Raw genomic sequence first — 17,837 nt, 5'->3', positions numbered from 1 at the left:
GTTCCCGAACGCACTCGGCCGAGGGGGAACGGCATGGACGCACGGCGGACGGCGTACGCATTGGTCGAGGAGGACCCGGACCCCGCGTCGGTGCGCCGGGTCACCTTCGTGCCGTTCCTGCCGGGCGGCCTGGCGGGCGCGGTGCGCGGCGCGGACGGGGTGGTGCGCCTGCCGTCCGGCGAGGTGCTGCCCGGCGAGGACTGGATGCTCGACACCGCCGCCCGGGTGCCGCTGGAGAGCGCCGGCTACTACCGGCAGCGGGTGCACCCCTTCGCCTGGGACGCGGGGCAACAGCGGCTCTACGCCTGGCTGGACGGCGACCGGTACCGGGGCCGGCGGCCGCACGCCGCCGACGCGGACCTGGTCGTGGCCGACGCCGGCACGATCGCGGGCCTGCTCCCCCACGGCCCCGAGCGGCGTGCCGTGCTGGACGCGGCGCGCTCCTTCCGGGAGCAGGACGAGGCCTCGTACTTCGCCGACAACCTGCGCCTGCTGGAGCCCGCCTACCTGCGGGCGACCACGCCCGAGGGCGGTTCGGGCTTCGGCCGGGAGCCGGAGCAGTGGCGGGCGCGGCGCTCGATGGTGGTCGAGGCGCTCCACAAGGACGGCACGTTCCTGGACGTCGGCTGCGCCAACGGGCTGCTGATGGAGTCGGTGCGGCGGTGGGCGGCGGAGCGGGGCCGGGTGGTCGAGCCCCACGGTGTGGACTTCGCCCCGCGCCTGGTGGCGCTGGCCCGGCGCCGGCTGCCGCAGTGGGCCGGGCGGATCGCGGTGGGCAACGCGCTGGACTGGCGGCCCGCCGACGGCGGCCGGTTCACCTTCGTGCACACCCTCGCCGACTGCGTGCCCGAGCGCCGGCTGGGCGACCTGGTCCGCAGGCTGCTGGCGGAACTCGTGGAGCCGGGCGGGCGGCTGCTGGTCAGCGTGTACCAGGCGGAGGGCGGCACCGCGCCGACCGCCGCCGAGCGGCTGGCCGCGCTGGGCGTGCGGGTGGCCGGTTCGGCGAGCGGCACGGGGCCGGAACGCACGGCGACAACGGCCTGGGTCGACGCGTAGGCTCGAAGCGTCGTACCCGCCGGGGAGGCGCCGTGACCGAGCCGTCGTCCAGCCCGATCGAACACGGCTTCCCGCACCTGGAGAAGGTCCGGGCCGCCCTCACCGCGCTGTACCGGCGGCTGTCGTACGACACGGTGAGCCGCTTCCCCGCGAGCGTGCGCCCGGAAGCCGTGGCGTTCCCCGCGCAGGAGGACCTCCATCTGGGCGCCCAGCGGGTGGCCCGGGCCATCGTGCAGCACTTCCGGCTGCCGGAGGCCCGCATGGTGGTCAGCTTCCGGGACATGGTGCACGCGGGCAACGTGGAACTGGCCGCCGGGCCCGAGTACTTCGTGGAGCTGCACGCGCGCTTCCGGGACGACCGGCGCGACGTGGGTGCGGTGCTGGCGCACGAGGTGATGCACGTCTACCTGCACCGGCTCGGCCTGGAGTACCCCGGGGTGCGGGACAACGAGATCCTCACCGACACCGCCACGACCTACCTGGGCGCGGGCTGGCTGCTGCTGGACTCCTACCGGGAGGAGCCGGCGCTGCTCGGGGAGCGGCTGACCACGGCCGCGTCCAAGCTGGGCTACCTCACCCCGGAGGAGTTCGGCTACGTCCTGGCCAAGCGGGCGCAGGCATTCGGCGACGACATCGAGCCGTGGCTCACCAGCCCGAGGGCACGGGAGGCCTACCGGACGGGGCTGCGGCTCGCCGAGGCCGATCTGCGCCATCCGCCGATGGTCGGCTGCGGCTGGGCGGGCCGCCGCCGGTACGCCCACGACCGGCGCCGCGGCGGCGCGTACCCGGCCGCGGGCTACGCCTTCGAGGGCGCCGACCCCCAGCGGGTCTCCTTCTCCTGCCCCACGTGCCACCAGCGGATCCGGGTGCCCGTGCGCGGCCGGGTGAAGGCACGGTGCGGACTGTGCCGCACCGTGCTGGAGTGCGACACGTGATCAGCCGGTGGGCGGAGCGACCTCCCGCAGGAAGTCCAGCAGCACGGCGTTGACCTGCGCCGGGCGCTCCTGCTGGGTCCAGTGGCCGCAGCCGGGCAGCACCACCGGTTCGCGCAGCGTGGGGTGGAGCTCCCGCAGCACCGGGAGCAGCTCGGACATCCCCGGGAAGCCGTGGACGAGGTCGCGGTCGCCGGTGACGTAGAGGGCGGGGACCTGGAGGGCGGCACCGGCCCAGGGCGCGGTCAGCCGCCAGTTGCGGTCGAGGTTGCGGTACCAGTTGAGCCCACCGGTGAAGCCGGCCTCGGCGTACTCGGCGGCGAAGGCGTCGAGGTCCTCGTCGGTGAGCCAGTCCGGGAGTTCCCCGGGCTCCTCGACGAGGTCGAGGAAGCCGCCGCCGGGCGGGACGAGGGGCTGGGCCGGGACCGGGTCGTTGGCGGGGTTGTCGCCGGACGCGCCGTACAGGAAACGACGGAAGGTGGCCCGCGGGTCGGCGGCGAACTCGGCGTCGGCGACACCGGGCCGCTCGAAGTAGTTCCAGTAGAACCGCCCGTCGTACAGCTCGCGCACGGACCGCAGCGGCGGAGTGTCGCCGCTGCGCAAGGTCGGCGGGACGCTGAGGCCCACTACGGCGCGGACGACGTCGGGCCGCAGCAGCGCGGTGTGCCAGGCGACGGGGGCGCCCCAGTCGTGGCCGACGACGACGGCCCGGCTCTCGCCGAGGGCGTGCACGAGCCCGACGACGTCGCCGACGAGGTCGAGGACGGTGTAGGCGTCGACGGCGCCGGGCCGCTCGCTGCGGCCGTAGCCGCGCTGGTCGGGGGCGACCACCCGGTAGCCGGCGGCGGCGAGCGGCGCGAACTGGTGGCGCCAGGAGTACCAGCACTCGGGGAAGCCGTGCAGCAGCAGCACCAGCGGGCCCTCGCCCTGCTCCGCGATGTGCAGCCGGATCCCGTTCGCTTCGACGGTGCGGTGGTGGATCATGGTGCCGGGCGCGCGCCGGGGGATCCTCACGGTGTGACGATCGGGAAGTCCTGGTCGGCGGCGTCCAGCAGTCCGACGAGGGTCGCGACCACCTTCAGGTCCCCCTCGTGGTCGACGCCCTCGAAGCGGCCGCCCGCGAGGAGCCGGTGCAGCTCGGGCCGGCTGAGGGTGAGCGTCAGGTCGGCGTGCCGGACGGCGGGGCGCCCGTCCTGGGTGGAGAAGTAGGTGAGGGCGCCGTTGGAGAGGGTCAGGTGCCAGGTGCGGTGCTCGTCGGTGAGGCGCCAGTCGATGGTCAGGTGGACGTCCCAGGCCTTGGGGCCGTTGACGCGGATGGCGAGGGAGTCGATGAGCTGGTCGACGGTCAGGGCGGCCATCAGCTCCGGGTTCGCGATGACGACGGGGGTCCGGGTCACCCCCTGCCGCAGTTCCTGGGCGCCCATCAGGTAGAAGTTGCGCCAGGGGCCGTTCTCGCAGCCGTGCCCCAGCCGTTCGTAGAGCAGGGCCAGCTCCTCCGCCGCGGCGGCGTGCCCGGGGTCGGCGAAGACGGCGTGGCCCAGCAGGGTGACGGCGAAGCGCAGGTCGCCCGCCTCGGCGTACTCCCTGGCCTTGGCGACGGTGGCGTCGGTGCCGCCGAGGCAGTCCACGTAGCGGCGCGCCTCCTCCGCCGGGGGGTGCTGCCACAGGTGGGCCGGGTTGCCGTCGAACCAGCCCATGTAGCGCTGGTAGACGGCCTTCACGTTGTGGCTGAGGGAGCCGTAGTAGCCGCGGTTGCAGTTGATCCGTTCCAGGGCCGGGGGCAGGGTCAGCTCCTCGGCGATCTCGCTGCCGGTGAGGCCCCTGTTGATCAGCCGCAGGGTCTGGTCGTGGAGGTAGGCGTAGAGGTCGCGCTGGTGCGACAGCAGCCGGTGGATGCCCTCGCGGCTCCAGGTCGGCCAGTGGTGGGAGGCGATGACGACGTCGGAGGCGTTGCCGAAGAGGACGAGGGCCTCGTTGAGGTAGTGCGCCCACAGCCGGGCGTCGCGGACCTGCGCGCCGCGCAGGGTGAGGACGTTGTGCATGGTGTGGGTGGCGTTCTCCGCCATGCACAGCACCCGCTTGGCGGGGAAGTGGAAGTTCATCTCGGCGGGCGCCTCGGCCCCCGGGGTGAGCTGGAAGATGATCCGGACCCCGTCGATGGTCTCGTCCTGGCCGGTGCGGGTGACCAGGACGGTGGGCGGGATCAGGGTGACGCTTCCGGTGGAGGCGGTCTGGCCGAGGCCGCAGCCGATCTGCCCGGCCGGGCCCTTGGGCAGTTCGGAGCCGTACATGTAGACGGCGCGGCGGGTCATCGCGACCCCGGCGTCGACGCTCTCGCCGGCGGCGTGCTCCAGGAAGCCGGCCGGGGCCAGGACGGGCACCGGGTCGTGACCGTGCGGCAGGACACCGCGGGCGCCGCCGAAGTGGTCGACGTGCGAGTGGCTGTAGATGAGGGCGGTGACGGGCCGGTCCCCGCGGTGTTCGCGGTAGAGGGCGAGGGCGGCGGCGGCGCACTCGGCGGAGCGGAGGGGGTCGATGACGACGACCCCGCGGTCCCCCTCGACGAGGGTCATGTTCGACAGGTCCAGGCCTCGTACCTGGTAGATCCCCTCGACGACCTCGAACAGCCCCTGCCGGGAGGCGAGCCGGCTCTGCCGCCACAGGCCGGGGTGCGCCGTGTCGGGGCACGGGCCCTGCAGGAAGGAGTACGCGTCGCCGTCCCAGACCACCCGGCCGTCGCCGTCGGTGACGCGGCCGGGGGTCAGGGCACCGAGGAATCCCCGGTCGGCGTCGGCGAAGTCCGTCGTGTCCTCGGTTGCGCCGGGTGCGAGAGCCGTCATGACGACACAATGTCAGCGTTTCGCCTGAATTGTCACGCTCATGTGCGCCACCAGCGGCGCAGCACCTCCTCCGCGGGTTTGCCACGCGGGCTGTACGCGAGCCGGGCCGGGGTCTCCCCGCTGTCCGGCCAGTCGTCCCACATCCACCAGCACACCCCGGCCCACCAGTGCTCCCCGTCCAGGGCGGCGAGCAACGCCTGGTACGCGGCCGCCTGCTCGGCCTCCCCCGGTTGCCGGCTGACGGTCCAGGAGTACGGGGCCGTGGTCGTCCCGCGCTGGCTGACGTAGCCGGCCTCGGTGAACAGCACGCGGCGGTGGTGCCGGGCGGAGTAGCCCGCCAGCTCCCGGATGACGGGCCGCCAGGCGGCGCGCAGCCGGCCGACGTCGGCGGTGGGGCGCTCGGCCAGCGGCCAGTAGGCGTCGACCCCGATCAGGTCGAGAGCGCCCCAGAAGGGGACGTGCTCGTACTCGTCGTAGTTGGCGGCGTAGACCAGCGGACCGTCGTAGGCGTTCCGGACGGCGCGGATCACCGCCTGCCAGCGCCCGCCGTCCCGCGAGGTGCCGGCCAGTTCGGTGCCGACGGAGAACTGCTCGACGCCGAGCCCGCCCGCCAGCTCCGCGTAGTGGGTGATGAAGCGCGTGTAGGCGCCGAACCAGGCATCGGGGTCGGTGGGCCTGATGCCGGCCCGGTCGCCGCCGCCGGTCAGGTCGACGTGCGGTTTGAGCAGCACCTTCAGGCCGGCGGCATGGGCCTCGCGGACGATCCGCCGCAGGCTCGCGTCGCTCGCGGTCTCCTCGGTGGTGCGCATCGAGGTGTCGTGGACTCCGGACTGGTACCAGGTGGGGGTGAAGGACACCCAGCGCGCACCGGTGGCGGCGATGCCGCGCAGGTAGCGCCCGGCGGCGGGGCTGTCGTAGTCGTCCGCGGCCCAGGAGGGCAGCGCGATGCCGCGGACGCGGTCGCCCGCGGCGGCCCCGGGGCGCTCGTGCGGCCGGTCGTCGGGGCGGTCCGCGGGCCGGGCGCCGACGGTGGTGCAGCCGGCGGTGAGGGCGAGGACCGCCGCCGCGACGGTCGCGGCGGCGGTCCTCCGGAGCAGGGTCACGCGGCGGTCGTGGGGCTGACGAAGGTGTAGCCGAGGGCGCGGATGCCCTCGACCGTCTCCTTGAGCGGCTGGACCGGGTAGTAGGGGTGGTAGAAGAAGCTGGCGAAGCCGTCGCGGACGGCGAGGTTCGCCTTGGCCGAGGCGATCAGGTCGGCCGGCAGGCGCGCCGGGTGGTTGTTGTAGGCCTCGGGCTCGTAGTTGCCGATGTTCTCGGGGAGCACGGTGGTGCCGTACACGTCCTTGACGACGTACGGGAAGAACTGCCCGATGAAGCGGTTGGGGTCGGCCGTGCTGCCGCCGAGGGTGCCCGAGAAGTACAGCGAACGCTCCAGGCGCGCGGTGTAGTTCTGGGCGAAGACCTTGTAGTCGGTGGCGGAGGCCGCGTAGTGCGGGGTGGTCCACAGCTTGGGCACCGGCAGTCCCGCGAGGGCGAACTGGGCCAGGCCCAGGGTGACCCGGGTCTGCGCCCACAGGGCGGAGTCCCCGGCGACCGGGCCGTCGTAGACCACGTTGTCGGAGGCGTCCACGTGGGCCCGGTAGAACTCGAAGTCGTCGCCGGTGACGCCGTTGTAGGGGTTGGCGGTGTTCCCGTACTGGTGGGTGTAGCCGTGGTTCATCAGCACGGCACCATGCTGGAGCATGTACTTCAGGGTGGTGACCAGTTCGGGACGCTGCGCCAGGGTGACGGTCTGCGGCCGGCCGTTGTTGTACGTGCCCTTGGGATCCGTGTAGACGGGGATGACGTTGATGCCGTAGGGGATCTGCTCCGCGGCGAGGTAGTCGGCGATGGCCCGCAGCTGCGCGGGGTCGGAGTTGGGGCTGATGTCCTCCAGCCGCATCATGGCCCGGTGCCGCTCGGCGGTGGCGGGGGCGAGGGAGTCGAAGAGCAGGTCCTCGAAGGCGATGATCCGGTCGCTCTCGGAGACGTAGGCGAAGGGGATCTCACCGACGTACGTGAGGTTGCCCGATCGCACGGCCCACGGGAAGTCGGTGCCGGTGCCGGTGTCGCGCGCGGTGGCCAGTTGCGTCACCGCCGGGTAGCCGGGCCCCGACGAGATGGCGGGGCGCAGCACGCCGCCGTCCTGGCCGGCCGGGATCTTCCGGGTGAGGTTCTGGTTCCTGTACGTCACCTGCGTGACGGTGCCGACGCTGCCGTTCGCCTCGAAGTACGACGCGGTGGGGTCCCAGCCGTACTTGGTCTGGAACTGCGCGACCCCGGTCGCGTTCGCCAGCGACCAGATGTTGTCGGCGAGCCAGGTCACCGGACGCGTGGTGGTGACCACGTCCTGGTAGAAGGCGGCGGGGACGGCGTCGGGGATGCTCCCGCCGTAGTAGGTGGAGCCGATGTAGAAGGTGGCCGTGTACTGGTTGACCATGCCCGCGGTGTACTGCGAGACGGGCTTGGCGGTCACGGTCCCGAAGTGGCCGGCGAGGTTGGCGGTGGCCATGGCGTAGAGCTCGCCGAGGTGTCCGTAGGGGCCGGCGGTGTCGTACAGCACGAGCGCGGTGGTGCCGGCGGCGGCCGCAGCCGCCCTCGCGGGTGCGGCGGCCAGCGGGGCGCGCGCGCCGGTCAGGTCGCGGCCGGCCCGTGGCGGCTGGCCGCCCCCGCGGACCGGGCCCTTGGCGCGCCGCTCCCGGTCGGCGGCGCGCTGGGCCGTGGCCCAGCCCGTGAAGTCGACCTTGCCGAGGCCGGCGCGGCCGCCCAGGAGCTCGCCGCGGTGGCGGTGGTCGCCCTTGCCGGCGGGGCCGCGCCCTGCGGCGCCGCCCGCCGGGGCGGACAGGAATGCGACCCCCAAGAGGGCCGTGATGAGCATGACGATGACGGAGACCCGGGACTTCCCGGGCCTCCTGATGCGGGATTGCATGTTTCCCCCCATTGCACCGGTTCAGAACAGGCCGCCGATTGTTCAGAGCGGCAATGCCCGCTGTCAACACGATCATCGGATTCGCCTCTCGTTCGATTTTCATTCCGCCGCGGAAACCCAATGCCCCCGGAAGGGTGAATCTCCCTTTCGGCGCACACCCCGGAGCTGCGGCGATACGGGCGCACGCCCCGCGCGCGACCCCACGCACCACCTATCAGGCGATGATCATCAAAAAGTATCTGCTAACTTCCTGCCCTGAAGTTCCGGACCGTCTTTCGTGCCGGAACGCATTGGGGGGAACTCACTCATGTACGGAAGGCCCGCACTGGGCACAATGCTGCCGCTGGCCGGTATGGCCACGGCTTCGAGGGCTGTTCCTGGCATTCCGTTCGCCAGGGGTTTACAAATAGCGGCAGGAATGGGCTTCCTGCTGTATTGCCTGATCGCATTCGGTCTGATGGCGGCGAGACTCTGGCTCCGCCGACCCTCGGCCCGCGCGGCGGCCGGCCGCCCCGCCGGGGGCCGGTCATGACCGGCCAGTTCGCGTTGTGGGCCGCGACCGCGCTGATCGTGCTGGCCGGGACCTACAACACCACGCTGTTCCTGCTCTCCCGGCGCCACATCCGCCGGGTGCGCCAGCCGGGACGGCAGCGCTTCTACGTCTTCCTGCTCGCCTGCCTCAACGAGGAGAAGGTCCTCGCCGAGAGCCTGGCCCGGATCACCTCACTGCCCGCCGACAGCTTCGTGGCACTGGTCATCGACGACGCCTCCGACGACCGTACGTCCGAGGTCGCCCGGGCCGCCGACAGCTCGCGGGTCCGGCTCTACCAGCGCCGGCTCCCCGACGCCCGGCGCGGCAAGGGCGCGGCGCTCAACGCGGGCGTGCGCCACCTGCGGGCCGCCGGACTGCTCGGCCACCGCGCCCCCGAGGACGTCATCATCTGCGTCGTCGACGCCGACGGCCGGCTCGACCCGCACACCATCCAGGCCGTCGACCCGTACTTCGACGACCCGGCCACCGGGGCCGTCCAGATCGGCGTCCGCATGTACAACCGGCACCTGGGGCTGCTGGCCCGGCTGCAGGACATGGAGTTCGTCGTCTACGGCGACGTCTTCCAGAGCGCCCGGCGCTTCCTGGGCAGCGTCGGCATGGGCGGCAACGGGCAGTTCATGCGGCTGTCCGCGCTCGACACGCTCGGCGGCGACGGCCCCTGGAGCGACAGCCTGACCGAGGACCTCGACCTCGGGGTCCGGCTGATCGCGCGCGGCTGGCGCAACCAGTACTGCACCACCGCCGCCGTCTCCCAACAGGCCGTGCTCGACGTACGGCGGCTGGTGCGGCAGCGCTCGCGGTGGTTCCAGGGCCACCTGCAGTCCGCCGGCCTGGTGCCGCTGATCCTGCGCGAGGTCGCCACCCGCCCGGCCCTGGACCTGCTCTACCACCTGTCCAGCCCGGTGCTGATCCTGCTCACCTCGCTGCTGCCGCTGTCCTTCCTGGTCGCCGTCGGCGGCACCGTCGCCGCCTCGTTCCAGGAGGGCCGGCCGCTGGTCTCGCCGATGTGGCTGCTCGGCCCGTACCTGCTCTCCTTCACCGCGGCCTACGTCTACGGCTTCGTCTATGCCAAGCGCGAGCGCACGCTCGGGCTGGTGCGCTCCGTCCTGGTGGCGCACGCCTTCATCCTCTACGGCTACATCTGGTTCGCCGCCGGCTGGTGGGGCCTGTGGCGGATGCTCACCGGCAAGCGCACCTGGCTGAAGACCGCGCGCACCTGACGGCCCGTACTCCTTCTCGTCCCGATCACCTGCACCACCGTCCCAGGGGGGAACCATGTCCGCTCACCCATCCGAATCACCCGGAATGACGGGAACGATCCGCGCGATGCTCGTCCTCGGCACCCGGCCGGAGGTGATCAAACTGGCCCCCGTGGCCCGGGCCATGGCGGCCTCGGAGCTGTTCGAGCCGATCGTGGTCACCACCGGACAGCACCGCGAGATGCTCCACCAGATGCTGGAGCTGCTCCAGGTGCCGGCCAGGGCCGGCCTCGACGTGATGCGCGAGCGCCAGCAGCTCTCGGAGCTGACGGCCCGTCTGGTGGAGGGGCTGGGCGAGGTCATCAGGAACGACCGTCCGGACCTGGTGATCGTCCAGGGCGACACCACGACCGCGCTGGCCGGGGCGCTGGCCGCCTTCTACGAACGCGTCCCGGTCGCCCACGTCGAGGCAGGCCTGCGCACCGGCGTCCTCGACAACCCGTTCCCCGAGGAGCTCAACCGCCGGCTGATCGGGCGGATCGCCCGCTGGCACTTCGCCCCCACCCCGCGGGCCGCCGCCCATCTGCTCGCCGAGGGCACCCCCGACACCCAGGTGTTCACCACCGGCAACACGGTCATCGACAACCTGCTGTGGGTGCTCGGCGAGGGCGTCGGCCGCAGCGCCTTCCCGGGCAGCGGCCGCCGCCGGGTGCTGCTCACCCTGCACCGCCGGGAGAACCAGGGGGAGCGGATGCGCGCCATGGGCCGCGCGCTGCGCCGGCTCGGCCGGCGCGGGGACGTGGAGATCCTGCTGCCGCTGCACAAGAGCCCGGCCGTGCGCGAGGCCCTGCTGCCCGAACTGTCCGGCCACCACGCCGTGCACGTCGTCGAGCCGCTCGGCTACCCCGACTTCGCGGCCACCCTCGCCGACTGCGAGCTGGTCCTCACCGACTCCGGCGGCATCCAGGAGGAGGCGCCCAGCCTCGGCAAGCCCGCGCTGGTGCTCCGTACCACCACCGAGCGGCCGGAGGCCGTGGAGGCGGGCGCGGCCCGGCTGATCGGCACCGACCCCGAGGCGATCCTGACGGCCGCGGGCCGGCTGCTGGACGACCCTGCGGAGTACCACCGCATGGCGACCGCGGGCAATCCCTTCGGCGACGGGCGGGCGGCAGAACGCGTGCTCGCCCAGCTCGCCGAGGACTTCGGCGAGGACGTGCCCACCACGCTCACCTCCGCGGTCCCGCCGCCCCGTGCCCCGGAGCCCTCCCCCGCGGCATGACCACCGCCCTGAGGTCCTCCGCGCTCCGGCCCCTCCGTCCCCCGCGGCGGAGGGGCCCGCGGTCCGCCGGGCTGGTGCTCGCCCTGCTGCTGGTGGTGGGCGGCGTGTTGTACGCGTGCCAGGGGCGCGGCGGCACCGGGCCCGGCTGGACGGACGGCACGGTGCACGGGCCCTGGCTGTCGGTGTACGACGGCTACGGCGACAACCGCGGGGACGCCACGTCGCTGCTGCTCTCGCCGGGCGTGGCGGACCGCCCGGACGTCACGCACGCGGGCCTGGTGGTCTCCACCGAGGAGTACGGGGACATGGCGTACGGGGCGCGGACGCGAACGCTCCGTCAGCTGCGCACCTCCCGCCCCAACCCGTGGGAAGTGCCGTGGCTGGTCTGGGCGTACCGCGACCCGGAGCACTTCTACTACCTCGCCCTCAAGCCGAACGGCTGGGAGCTGGGCAAGCGCGACCCGGCGTACCCGGGCGGCCAGCGCTTCCTGGCCACCGGTCCGGCACCGTTCCCCACCGGGCGCTGGTACCGGATCGAGGTGGAGCAGCGCGGCGCCACGCTCACGATCACGGTCGACGGGCGCTTCCTGACCTCGTTCGCGGACGCCGAACGCCCCTACACCCGGGGCGGTGTGGGCGCCTACACCGAGGACGCCCGGGTGGAGTTCCACGACATGGCAGTGCGGCGCCTGCCCCCGGTCGGGTGAGGGCAGGCGCCGCGTTCCGTTCCGTACGCCCTTGTACGGGACGTCTCAGGTGCGACGGAGGGTCAGACCGTCAGCGGGCGATCCGTCGGACGGATCGGGGCCGGCAGGATGCTCGCGCCGGTGAGGTAGTGGTCCACCGCACGGGCCGCGGAACGGCCCTCGGCGATGGCCCACACGATCAACGACTGGCCGCGGCCCGCGTCACCGGCGACGAAGACACCGTCCACGTTGGTGGTGAAGTCCTTGTCGCGGGCGATGTTGCCGCGGGCGTCGAGCTCCAGGCCGAGCTGCTCGACCAGGCCGTTGCGCTGGTCGGTGCCGGTGAAGCCCATGGCGAGGGTGACCAGTTCGGCCGGGATCACCTTCTCCGTGCCGGGCTGCGGGACGAACCTCCCGTCCTGGAACTCGACCTCGACCAGGTGCAGCGCCTTGACGTTGCCGTCCTCGTCGCCCTCGAACCTCATGGTGTTGACGGCGTAGACCCGCTCGCCGCCCTCCTCGTGGGCGGAGGTGACCTTGTACGTCATCGGCATGGTCGGCCAGGGCTGGTGCGCCGGGCGGTCCTCCGACGGCCGGGGCATGATCTCCAGCTGGGTGACCGAGCGGGCGCCCTGGCGGTGCGCGGTGCCGACGCAGTCGGCGCCGGTGTCGCCACCGCCGATGACGACCACGTGCTTGCCCTCGGCGGTGATCGGCGGGGCGACGAAGTCGCCCTCCTGCACCTTGTTGGCCAGCGGTAGGTACTCCATCGCCTGGTAGATGCCGCCGAGTTCGCGTCCCTCGGCGGGCAGGTCGCGCCACTGGGTGGCGCCCGCGGCGATCACCACGGCGTCGTACCGCTTGCGCAGTGCGCTGCCCGGCATGTCCCGGCCGACCTCGACACCGGTGCGGAACTTGGTGCCCTCCGCGCGCATCTGCTCGATGCGGCGGTTGATGTGCCGCTTCTCCATCTTGAACTCGGGGATGCCGTACCGCAGCAGACCGCCGATGCGGTCGGCCCGCTCGTACACCGCGACCGTGTGGCCGGCGCGGGTCAGCTGCTGGGCGGCGGCCAGGCCCGCCGGGCCGGAGCCGATGACGGCGACGGTCTTGCCGGAGAGCCGGTCCGGGGGCTGCGGGGTGACGTCCCCGCTGTCCCAGGCCTTGTCGATGATGGTGACCTCGACGTTCTTGATGGTCACCGCCGGCTGGTTGATGCCGAGCACACAGGCGGACTCGCAGGGGGCCGGGCAGAGGCGACCGGTGAACTCCGGGAAGTTGTTGGTCGCGTGCAGGCGCTCGCTGGCGGCCTTCCAGTCCTCACGGTAGGCGTAGTCGTTCCACTCGGGGATCAGGTTCCCCAGCGGACAGCCGTTGTGGCAGAAGGGGATGCCGCAGTCCATGCAGCGTCCGGCCTGCTTGGTGATGATCGGCAGCAGGCCGCCGGGAACGTAGACCTCGTTCCAGTCCTGCTTGCGCTCCTCGACCGGACGGGTCGGAGCGGTCTCGCGGGGCGTGGTGAGGAAGCCCTTCGGGTCAGCCATTTGCCGCCTCCATCATCTTCGCGACGGTCTCGGACTCGGAGAGCCCGGCTTGCTCGGCGGCGTTCTTGGCGGCGAGCACTGCCTTGTAGTCCCGCGGCATGACCTTGCCGAAGCGGGTGAGGGTGTGACCCCAGTCGGCGAGGAGCTTCTCGGCGACCGTGGAGCCCGTCTCCTCCTGGTGGCGGCGCACCACGTCGTGCAGCCACTTGATGTCGTCGGCGTCCAGCTCCTCGACGTTCACCATGCCGGTGTTGACGTTGTCCGGGTCGAGGTCGAGGACGTACGCGATGCCGCCGGACATGCCCGCCGCGAAGTTGCGCCCGGTCGGGCCGAGGACAAGCGCACGGCCACCGGTCATGTACTCGCAGCCGTGATCGCCCACGCCCTCGGACACGACGGTGGCACCGGAGTTGCGGACGCAGAAGCGCTCGCCCGTGGTGCCGCGCAGGAAGAGCTCACCGCCGGTGGCGCCGTACGCGATGGTGTTGCCGGCGATGGTCGAGTACTCGGCCAGGTGGTCGGCGCCCCGGTCGGGACGGACGATCACCCGGCCGCCGGACAGGCCCTTGCCGACGTAGTCGTTGGCGTCGCCCTCCAGGCGGAGCGTGATGCCCTTGGGGAGGAAGGCGCCGAAGGACTGGCCCGCGGAGCCGGTCAGGGTGATGTCGACGGTGTCGTCGGGCAGGCCGGCGCCGCCGTACTTCTTGGTCACCTCGTGGCCGAGCATGGTGCCGACCGTGCGGTTGACGTTGCGGATCGCGACCTGGGCGCGGACCGGGTCGCCGTTGTCGAGGGCGTCCTTGGCGAGCGCGATGAGCTCGTTGTCGAGCGCCTTGCCCAAGCCGTGGTCCTGGTCGGTGGTGCGGTGCAGGGCCGCGCCCTCGGGCAGCTCGGGCACGTGGAAGAGCGGGGCCAGGTCCATGCCCTGCGCCTTCCAGTGGGTGACGGCCGCGGTGGTGTCGATCAGCTCGGCGTGGCCGACGGCCTCCTCGATCGAGCGGAAGCCCAGCTCGGCCAGGAGCTCGCGGACCTCCTGCGCGATGAACTCGAAGAAGTTCACCACGTACTCGGCCTTGCCGGAGAAGCGGTCGCGCAGCACCGGGTTCTGGGTGGCGATGCCGACCGGACAGGTGTCCAGGTGGCACACCCGCATCATCACGCAGCCGGAGACCACCAGCGGGGCGGTCGCGAAGCCGAACTCCTCGGCGCCCAGCAGGGCGGCGATCACCACGTCGCGGCCGGTCTTCAGCTGGCCGTCGGTCTGCACCACGATGCGGTCGCGCAGGCCGTTGAGCAGCAGCGTCTGCTGGGTCTCGGCCAGCCCCAGCTCCCAGGGGCCACCCGCGTGCTTCAGCGAGGTCAGCGGGGAGGCGCCGGTGCCGCCGTCGTGGCCGGAGATCAGCACGACGTCGGCGTGGGCCTTGGAGACGCCCGCCGCGACCGTGCCGACGCCGACCTCGGAGACCAGCTTCACGTGGATGCGGGCCTGCGGGTTGGCGTTCTTGAGGTCGTGGATCAGCTGCGCCAGGTCCTCGATGGAGTAGATGTCGTGGTGCGGCGGCGGCGAGATCAGGCCGACACCGGGGGTGCTGTGCCGGGTCCTGCCGATCCACGGGTAGACCTTGTTGCCGGGCAGCTGGCCGCCCTCGCCGGGCTTGGCGCCCTGGGCCATCTTGATCTGGATGTCGTCCGCGTTGACCAGGTACTCCGAGGTGACGCCGAAGCGGCCGGAGGCGACCTGCTTGATCGCGGAACGGCGCGCCGGGTCGTACAGGCGGTCCGGGTCCTCGCCGCCCTCCCCGGTGTTGGACTTGCCGCCGATCTGGTTCATGGCGATGGCCAGCGTCTCGTGCGCCTCGCGCGAGATGGAGCCGTACGACATGGCGCCGGTGGAGAAGCGCTTGACGATCTCGGAGACCGGCTCGACCTCGTCGACGGGGATCGGGGCGCGCTCGCCGTCCTTGAACGCGAACAGGCCGCGGAGCGTCATCAGGCGCTCGGACTGCTCGTTCACCCGGTCCGTGTACTGCTTGAAGATGTCGTAGCGGCGCGAGCGGGTGGCGTGCTGCAGCCGGAAGACCGTCTCCGGGTCGAACAGGTGCGGCTCGCCCTCGCGGCGCCACTGGTACTCGCCGCCGATCTCCAGCCGGCGGTGCGCCGGGGCGATGCCGGAGGCGGGGTAGGCCTTGGCGTGCCGGGCCGCGACCTCCTTGGCGACCACGTCGAGGCCGGCGCCGCCGAGCTTGGTCGTGGTGCCGTGGAAGTAGGTGTCGACGAAGTCGGTGTCCAGGCCGATGGCCTCGAAGACCTGCGCGCCGCGGTAGGAGGCGACGGTGGAGATGCCCATCTTGGACATCACCTTCAGCACGCCCTTGCCCAGCGCCTTGATCAGGTTCCTGATGGCCGCCTCGGACTCCAGACCCTGGAGGAAGGTGCCCGCGCGCAGCAGGTCCTCGACCGACTCCATCGCCAGGTACGGGTTGACCGCCGCGGCACCGTAGCCGATGAGCAGCGCGACGTGGTGCACCTCGCGGACGTCGCCGGCCTCGACCAGCAGGCCCACCTGGGTGCGCTGCTTGGTGCGGATGAGGTGGTGGTGCACGGCGGAGGTGAGCAGCAGCGACGGGATCGGCGCGTGCTCGGCGTCCGAGTGCCGGTCGGAGAGCACGATCAGCCGGGCGCCGTCCTCTATGGCGTCGTCGGCCTCGGCGCAGATCTCGGTGAGCCGCGCGGCCAGGGCCTCGCCGCCGCCGGAGACCCGGTACAGGCCCGACAGGGTCGCGGCCTTGAGGCCCGGCAGGTCGCCGTCGGCGTTGATGTGGATGAGCTTGGCCAGCTCGTCGTTGTCGATCACCGGGAAGGGCAGGGTGATGTTGCGACAGGACGCCGGGGAGGGCTCCAGCAGGTTGCCGGACGGGCCGACGGCGCTGATCAGCGAGGTGACCAGCTCCTCCCGGATGGCGTCCAGCGGGGGGTTGGTGACCTGCGCGAACAGCTGGGTGAAGTAGTCGAAGAGCAGCCGGGGCCGCTCCGACAGCGCCGCGATCGGCGAGTCGGTGCCCATGGAGCCCAGCGGCTCACCGCCGGTCTTCGCCATCGGCGCCAGGATGATCCGCAGCTCCTCCTCGGTGTACCCGAAGGTCTGCTGGCGGCGGGTGACCGAGGCGTGGGTGTGCACGATGTGCTCACGCTCGGGCAGGTCGTTGAGGTGGATCAGGCCGGCTTCCAGCCACTCCGCGTAGGGGTGCTCGGCGGCGAGCTGGGCCTTGATCTCGTCGTCCTCGATGATCCGGTGCCCGGCCGTGTCGACCAGGAACATCTTCCCGGGCTGCAGCCGCCCCTTGCGGACCACCTTGTCCGGGGAGATGTCGTCCAGCACACCGGACTCGGAGGCGAGCACGACCAGGCCGTCGTCCGTGACCCAGTAGCGCCCCGGGCGCAGGCCGTTGCGGTCCAGGACGGCGCCGACGACGGAACCGTCGGTGAAGGTGACGCAGGCCGGGCCGTCCCAGGGCTCCATCAGGGTGGAGTGGTACTGGTAGAAGGCACGCCGGGCGGGGTCCATGGAGTCGTGGTTCTCCCACGCCTCGGGGATCATCATCAGCACGCTGTGGGGCAGCGAGCGGCCGCCGAGGTGGAGCAGTTCCAGCACCTCGTCGAAGGTCGCCGTGTCGGAGGCGTCCGGGGTGCAGACCGGGAAGATCCGCTCCAGGTCCCCGCCGAAGAGGCCCGAGGCGAGCTGCGACTCGCGGGCGCGCATCCAGTTGCGGTTGCCCTTGACGGTGTTGATCTCACCGTTGTGGGCGACGAAGCGGTACGGGTGCGCCAGCGGCCAGCTGGGGAAGGTGTTGGTGGAGAAGCGGGAGTGCACCAGCGCGATCGCGGTGGCGATGCGCCCGTCGGACAGGTCCGGGAAGAAGGGCTCGAGCTGGCCGGTGGTCAGCATGCCCTTGTAGACGAGCGTCCGGGCCGACAGCGACGGGAAGTACACGTCCGCCTCGCGCTCGGCGCGCTTGCGCAGCACGAAGGCCGGGCGGTCGAGGTCGATCCCGGACCGCGCGTCCTCGGCGTCCGAGACGAAGAGCTGGGAGAAGCACGGCATCGTCGAGCGCGCCGTGGCGCCGAGGACGTCGGGGCCGATCGGCACCTCACGCCAGCCGAGGACGGTGAGGCCCTCCTCGGCGGCCAGCCGCTCGATGGACTCGACGGCCTTGCGGCGGTCCTCGTCCTCGACGGGCAGGAAGGCCGTACCGACCGCGTACCGGCCGGCGGCGGGCAGCTCGAAGCCGGCGACCGCCCTCAGGAACGCGTCCGGGACCTGCATCAGGATGCCCGCGCCGTCGCCGGAGTCCGGCTCGGAGCCGGTGGCCCCGCGGTGCTCCAGGTTGCGCAGCACGGTCAGTGCCTGCTCCACGAGCGCGTGGTCCGCCTCGCCGGTGAGGGTGGCCACGAAGCCGACGCCGCAGGCGTCGTGCTCGTTGCGGGGGTCGTACATCCCCTGGGGGGCGGGACGCCCGTCCATGTGGGACCACCGGCCGGAACCGGAGCCGGCGGTCTGGGGGTGCGTGGACGCGGAACGCATCGGCTCTCCCGTCGTCGTCATCTGGCATATGACATGCGCACTAGGGACGACGTTGGCCCTCTGCGATTTCGTGCAGGTTACATGATGGCCGGATGGCCGAAAAGTGGATAGCCAGTTCCATCATGTGGACTAAGCAGCGCTACGAGCAGGCAGTATGGGCCAGCATCGCTCACGTGAGACGCAGGCGACACTGCCCAC

11 protein-coding genes are annotated in these 17,837 nt (G+C 72.2%); 5 read left to right on the top strand and 6 right to left on the bottom strand.

Features of this window, described 5'->3' with window-relative positions:
- Positions 1 to 33: 33 nt before the first annotated feature.
- Both OG937_31595 and OG937_31590 read left to right on the top strand, forming a co-directional pair.
- Positions 34 to 1,056: a class I SAM-dependent methyltransferase gene (locus OG937_31595; GenBank protein WUD75916.1), complete on the top strand. Its 1,023-nt coding sequence runs from the start codon at positions 34 to 36 to the stop codon at positions 1,054 to 1,056.
- A gap of 32 nt (positions 1,057 to 1,088) precedes the next feature.
- A complete protein-coding gene (locus OG937_31590; protein WUD75915.1) occupies positions 1,089 to 1,991 on the top strand; it encodes a zinc-ribbon domain-containing protein in 903 nt (300 codons plus the stop codon).
- On the opposite strand, the gene OG937_31585 is transcribed toward OG937_31590, so the two are convergent.
- Genes OG937_31585 through OG937_31570 form a run of 4 tightly spaced genes read right to left on the bottom strand, consistent with a single transcriptional unit; the run spans position 1,992 to position 7,796 of the window.
- Complete coding sequence (locus OG937_31585) at positions 1,992 to 2,972, bottom strand: alpha/beta hydrolase (protein ID WUD78951.1); 981 nt, start codon at positions 2,970 to 2,972, stop codon at positions 1,992 to 1,994. It abuts the gene before it with no gap.
- A gap of 26 nt (positions 2,973 to 2,998) precedes the next feature.
- Positions 2,999 to 4,828, bottom strand: coding sequence for an MBL fold metallo-hydrolase (locus tag OG937_31580; protein ID WUD75914.1), 1,830 nt, complete (start codon positions 4,826 to 4,828; stop codon positions 2,999 to 3,001).
- 38 nt (positions 4,829 to 4,866) lie between these two features.
- The gene (locus tag OG937_31575; GenBank protein ID WUD75913.1) at positions 4,867 to 5,931 is read right to left on the bottom strand and encodes a hypothetical protein; all 1,065 of its coding nucleotides are present in this window, start codon (positions 5,929 to 5,931) and stop codon (positions 4,867 to 4,869) included.
- Entirely contained in the window at positions 5,928 to 7,796 is a 1,869-nt protein-coding gene (locus OG937_31570; protein ID WUD75912.1) for a polysaccharide deacetylase family protein, read from the bottom strand. Before OG937_31570 ends, OG937_31575 begins: the two co-directional genes overlap by 4 nt.
- 528 nt (positions 7,797 to 8,324) lie before the next feature.
- Between OG937_31570 and OG937_31565 the strand changes: the two genes are divergently transcribed.
- From OG937_31565 to OG937_31555, 3 genes are all read left to right on the top strand, one after another.
- Entirely contained in the window at positions 8,325 to 9,569 is a 1,245-nt protein-coding gene (locus OG937_31565) for a glycosyltransferase (GenBank protein WUD75911.1), read from the top strand.
- A gap of 85 nt (positions 9,570 to 9,654) precedes the next feature.
- Entirely contained in the window at positions 9,655 to 10,827 is a 1,173-nt protein-coding gene (gene wecB / locus OG937_31560) for a UDP-N-acetylglucosamine 2-epimerase (non-hydrolyzing) (GenBank protein ID WUD75910.1), read from the top strand.
- Entirely contained in the window at positions 10,824 to 11,534 is a 711-nt protein-coding gene (locus OG937_31555) for a calcium-binding protein (GenBank protein ID WUD75909.1), read from the top strand. Before wecB ends, OG937_31555 begins: the two co-directional genes overlap by 4 nt.
- Before the next feature lie 62 nt (positions 11,535 to 11,596).
- On the opposite strand, the gene OG937_31550 is transcribed toward OG937_31555, so the two are convergent.
- Complete coding sequence (locus OG937_31550; GenBank protein ID WUD75908.1) at positions 11,597 to 13,057, bottom strand: glutamate synthase subunit beta; 1,461 nt, start codon at positions 13,055 to 13,057, stop codon at positions 11,597 to 11,599.
- Positions 13,050 to 17,639 carry a glutamate synthase large subunit gene (gene gltB / locus OG937_31545; protein WUD78950.1) on the bottom strand — a complete coding sequence of 1,530 codons (4,590 nt, stop codon included), beginning with the start codon at positions 17,637 to 17,639 and terminating at the stop codon, positions 13,050 to 13,052. The genes OG937_31550 and gltB overlap by 8 nt, the downstream gene beginning before the upstream one ends.
- Positions 17,640 to 17,837 lie beyond the last annotated feature (198 nt).

The organism is Streptomyces sp. NBC_00510 (assembly GCA_036013505.1).
Taxonomy (GTDB): Bacteria; Actinomycetota; Actinomycetes; order Streptomycetales; family Streptomycetaceae; genus Actinacidiphila.
The sequence above is the reverse complement of the archived record's forward strand: the minus strand, read 5'-3'. Positions and strand labels throughout refer to the sequence as shown.

Excerpts from the sequence above, each read along its gene's own strand:
- OG937_31595 (WUD75916.1), top strand. The coding sequence starts at position 34 with ATGGACGCACGGCGGACGGCGTACGCATTGGTCGAGGAGGACCCGGAC.
- OG937_31585 (WUD78951.1), bottom strand. The coding sequence starts at position 2,972 with ATGATCCACCACCGCACCGTCGAAGCGAACGGGATCCGGCTGCACATC.
- OG937_31580 (WUD75914.1), bottom strand. The coding sequence starts at position 4,828 with ATGACGGCTCTCGCACCCGGCGCAACCGAGGACACGACGGACTTCGCC.
- OG937_31570 (WUD75912.1), bottom strand. The coding sequence starts at position 7,796 with ATGCAATCCCGCATCAGGAGGCCCGGGAAGTCCCGGGTCTCCGTCATC.
- OG937_31565 (WUD75911.1), top strand. The coding sequence starts at position 8,325 with ATGACCGGCCAGTTCGCGTTGTGGGCCGCGACCGCGCTGATCGTGCTG.
- wecB (WUD75910.1), top strand. The coding sequence starts at position 9,655 with ATGACGGGAACGATCCGCGCGATGCTCGTCCTCGGCACCCGGCCGGAG.
- OG937_31555 (WUD75909.1), top strand. The coding sequence starts at position 10,824 with ATGACCACCGCCCTGAGGTCCTCCGCGCTCCGGCCCCTCCGTCCCCCG.
- OG937_31550 (WUD75908.1), bottom strand. The coding sequence starts at position 13,057 with ATGGCTGACCCGAAGGGCTTCCTCACCACGCCCCGCGAGACCGCTCCG.
- gltB (WUD78950.1), bottom strand. The coding sequence starts at position 17,639 with ATGCGTTCCGCGTCCACGCACCCCCAGACCGCCGGCTCCGGTTCCGGC.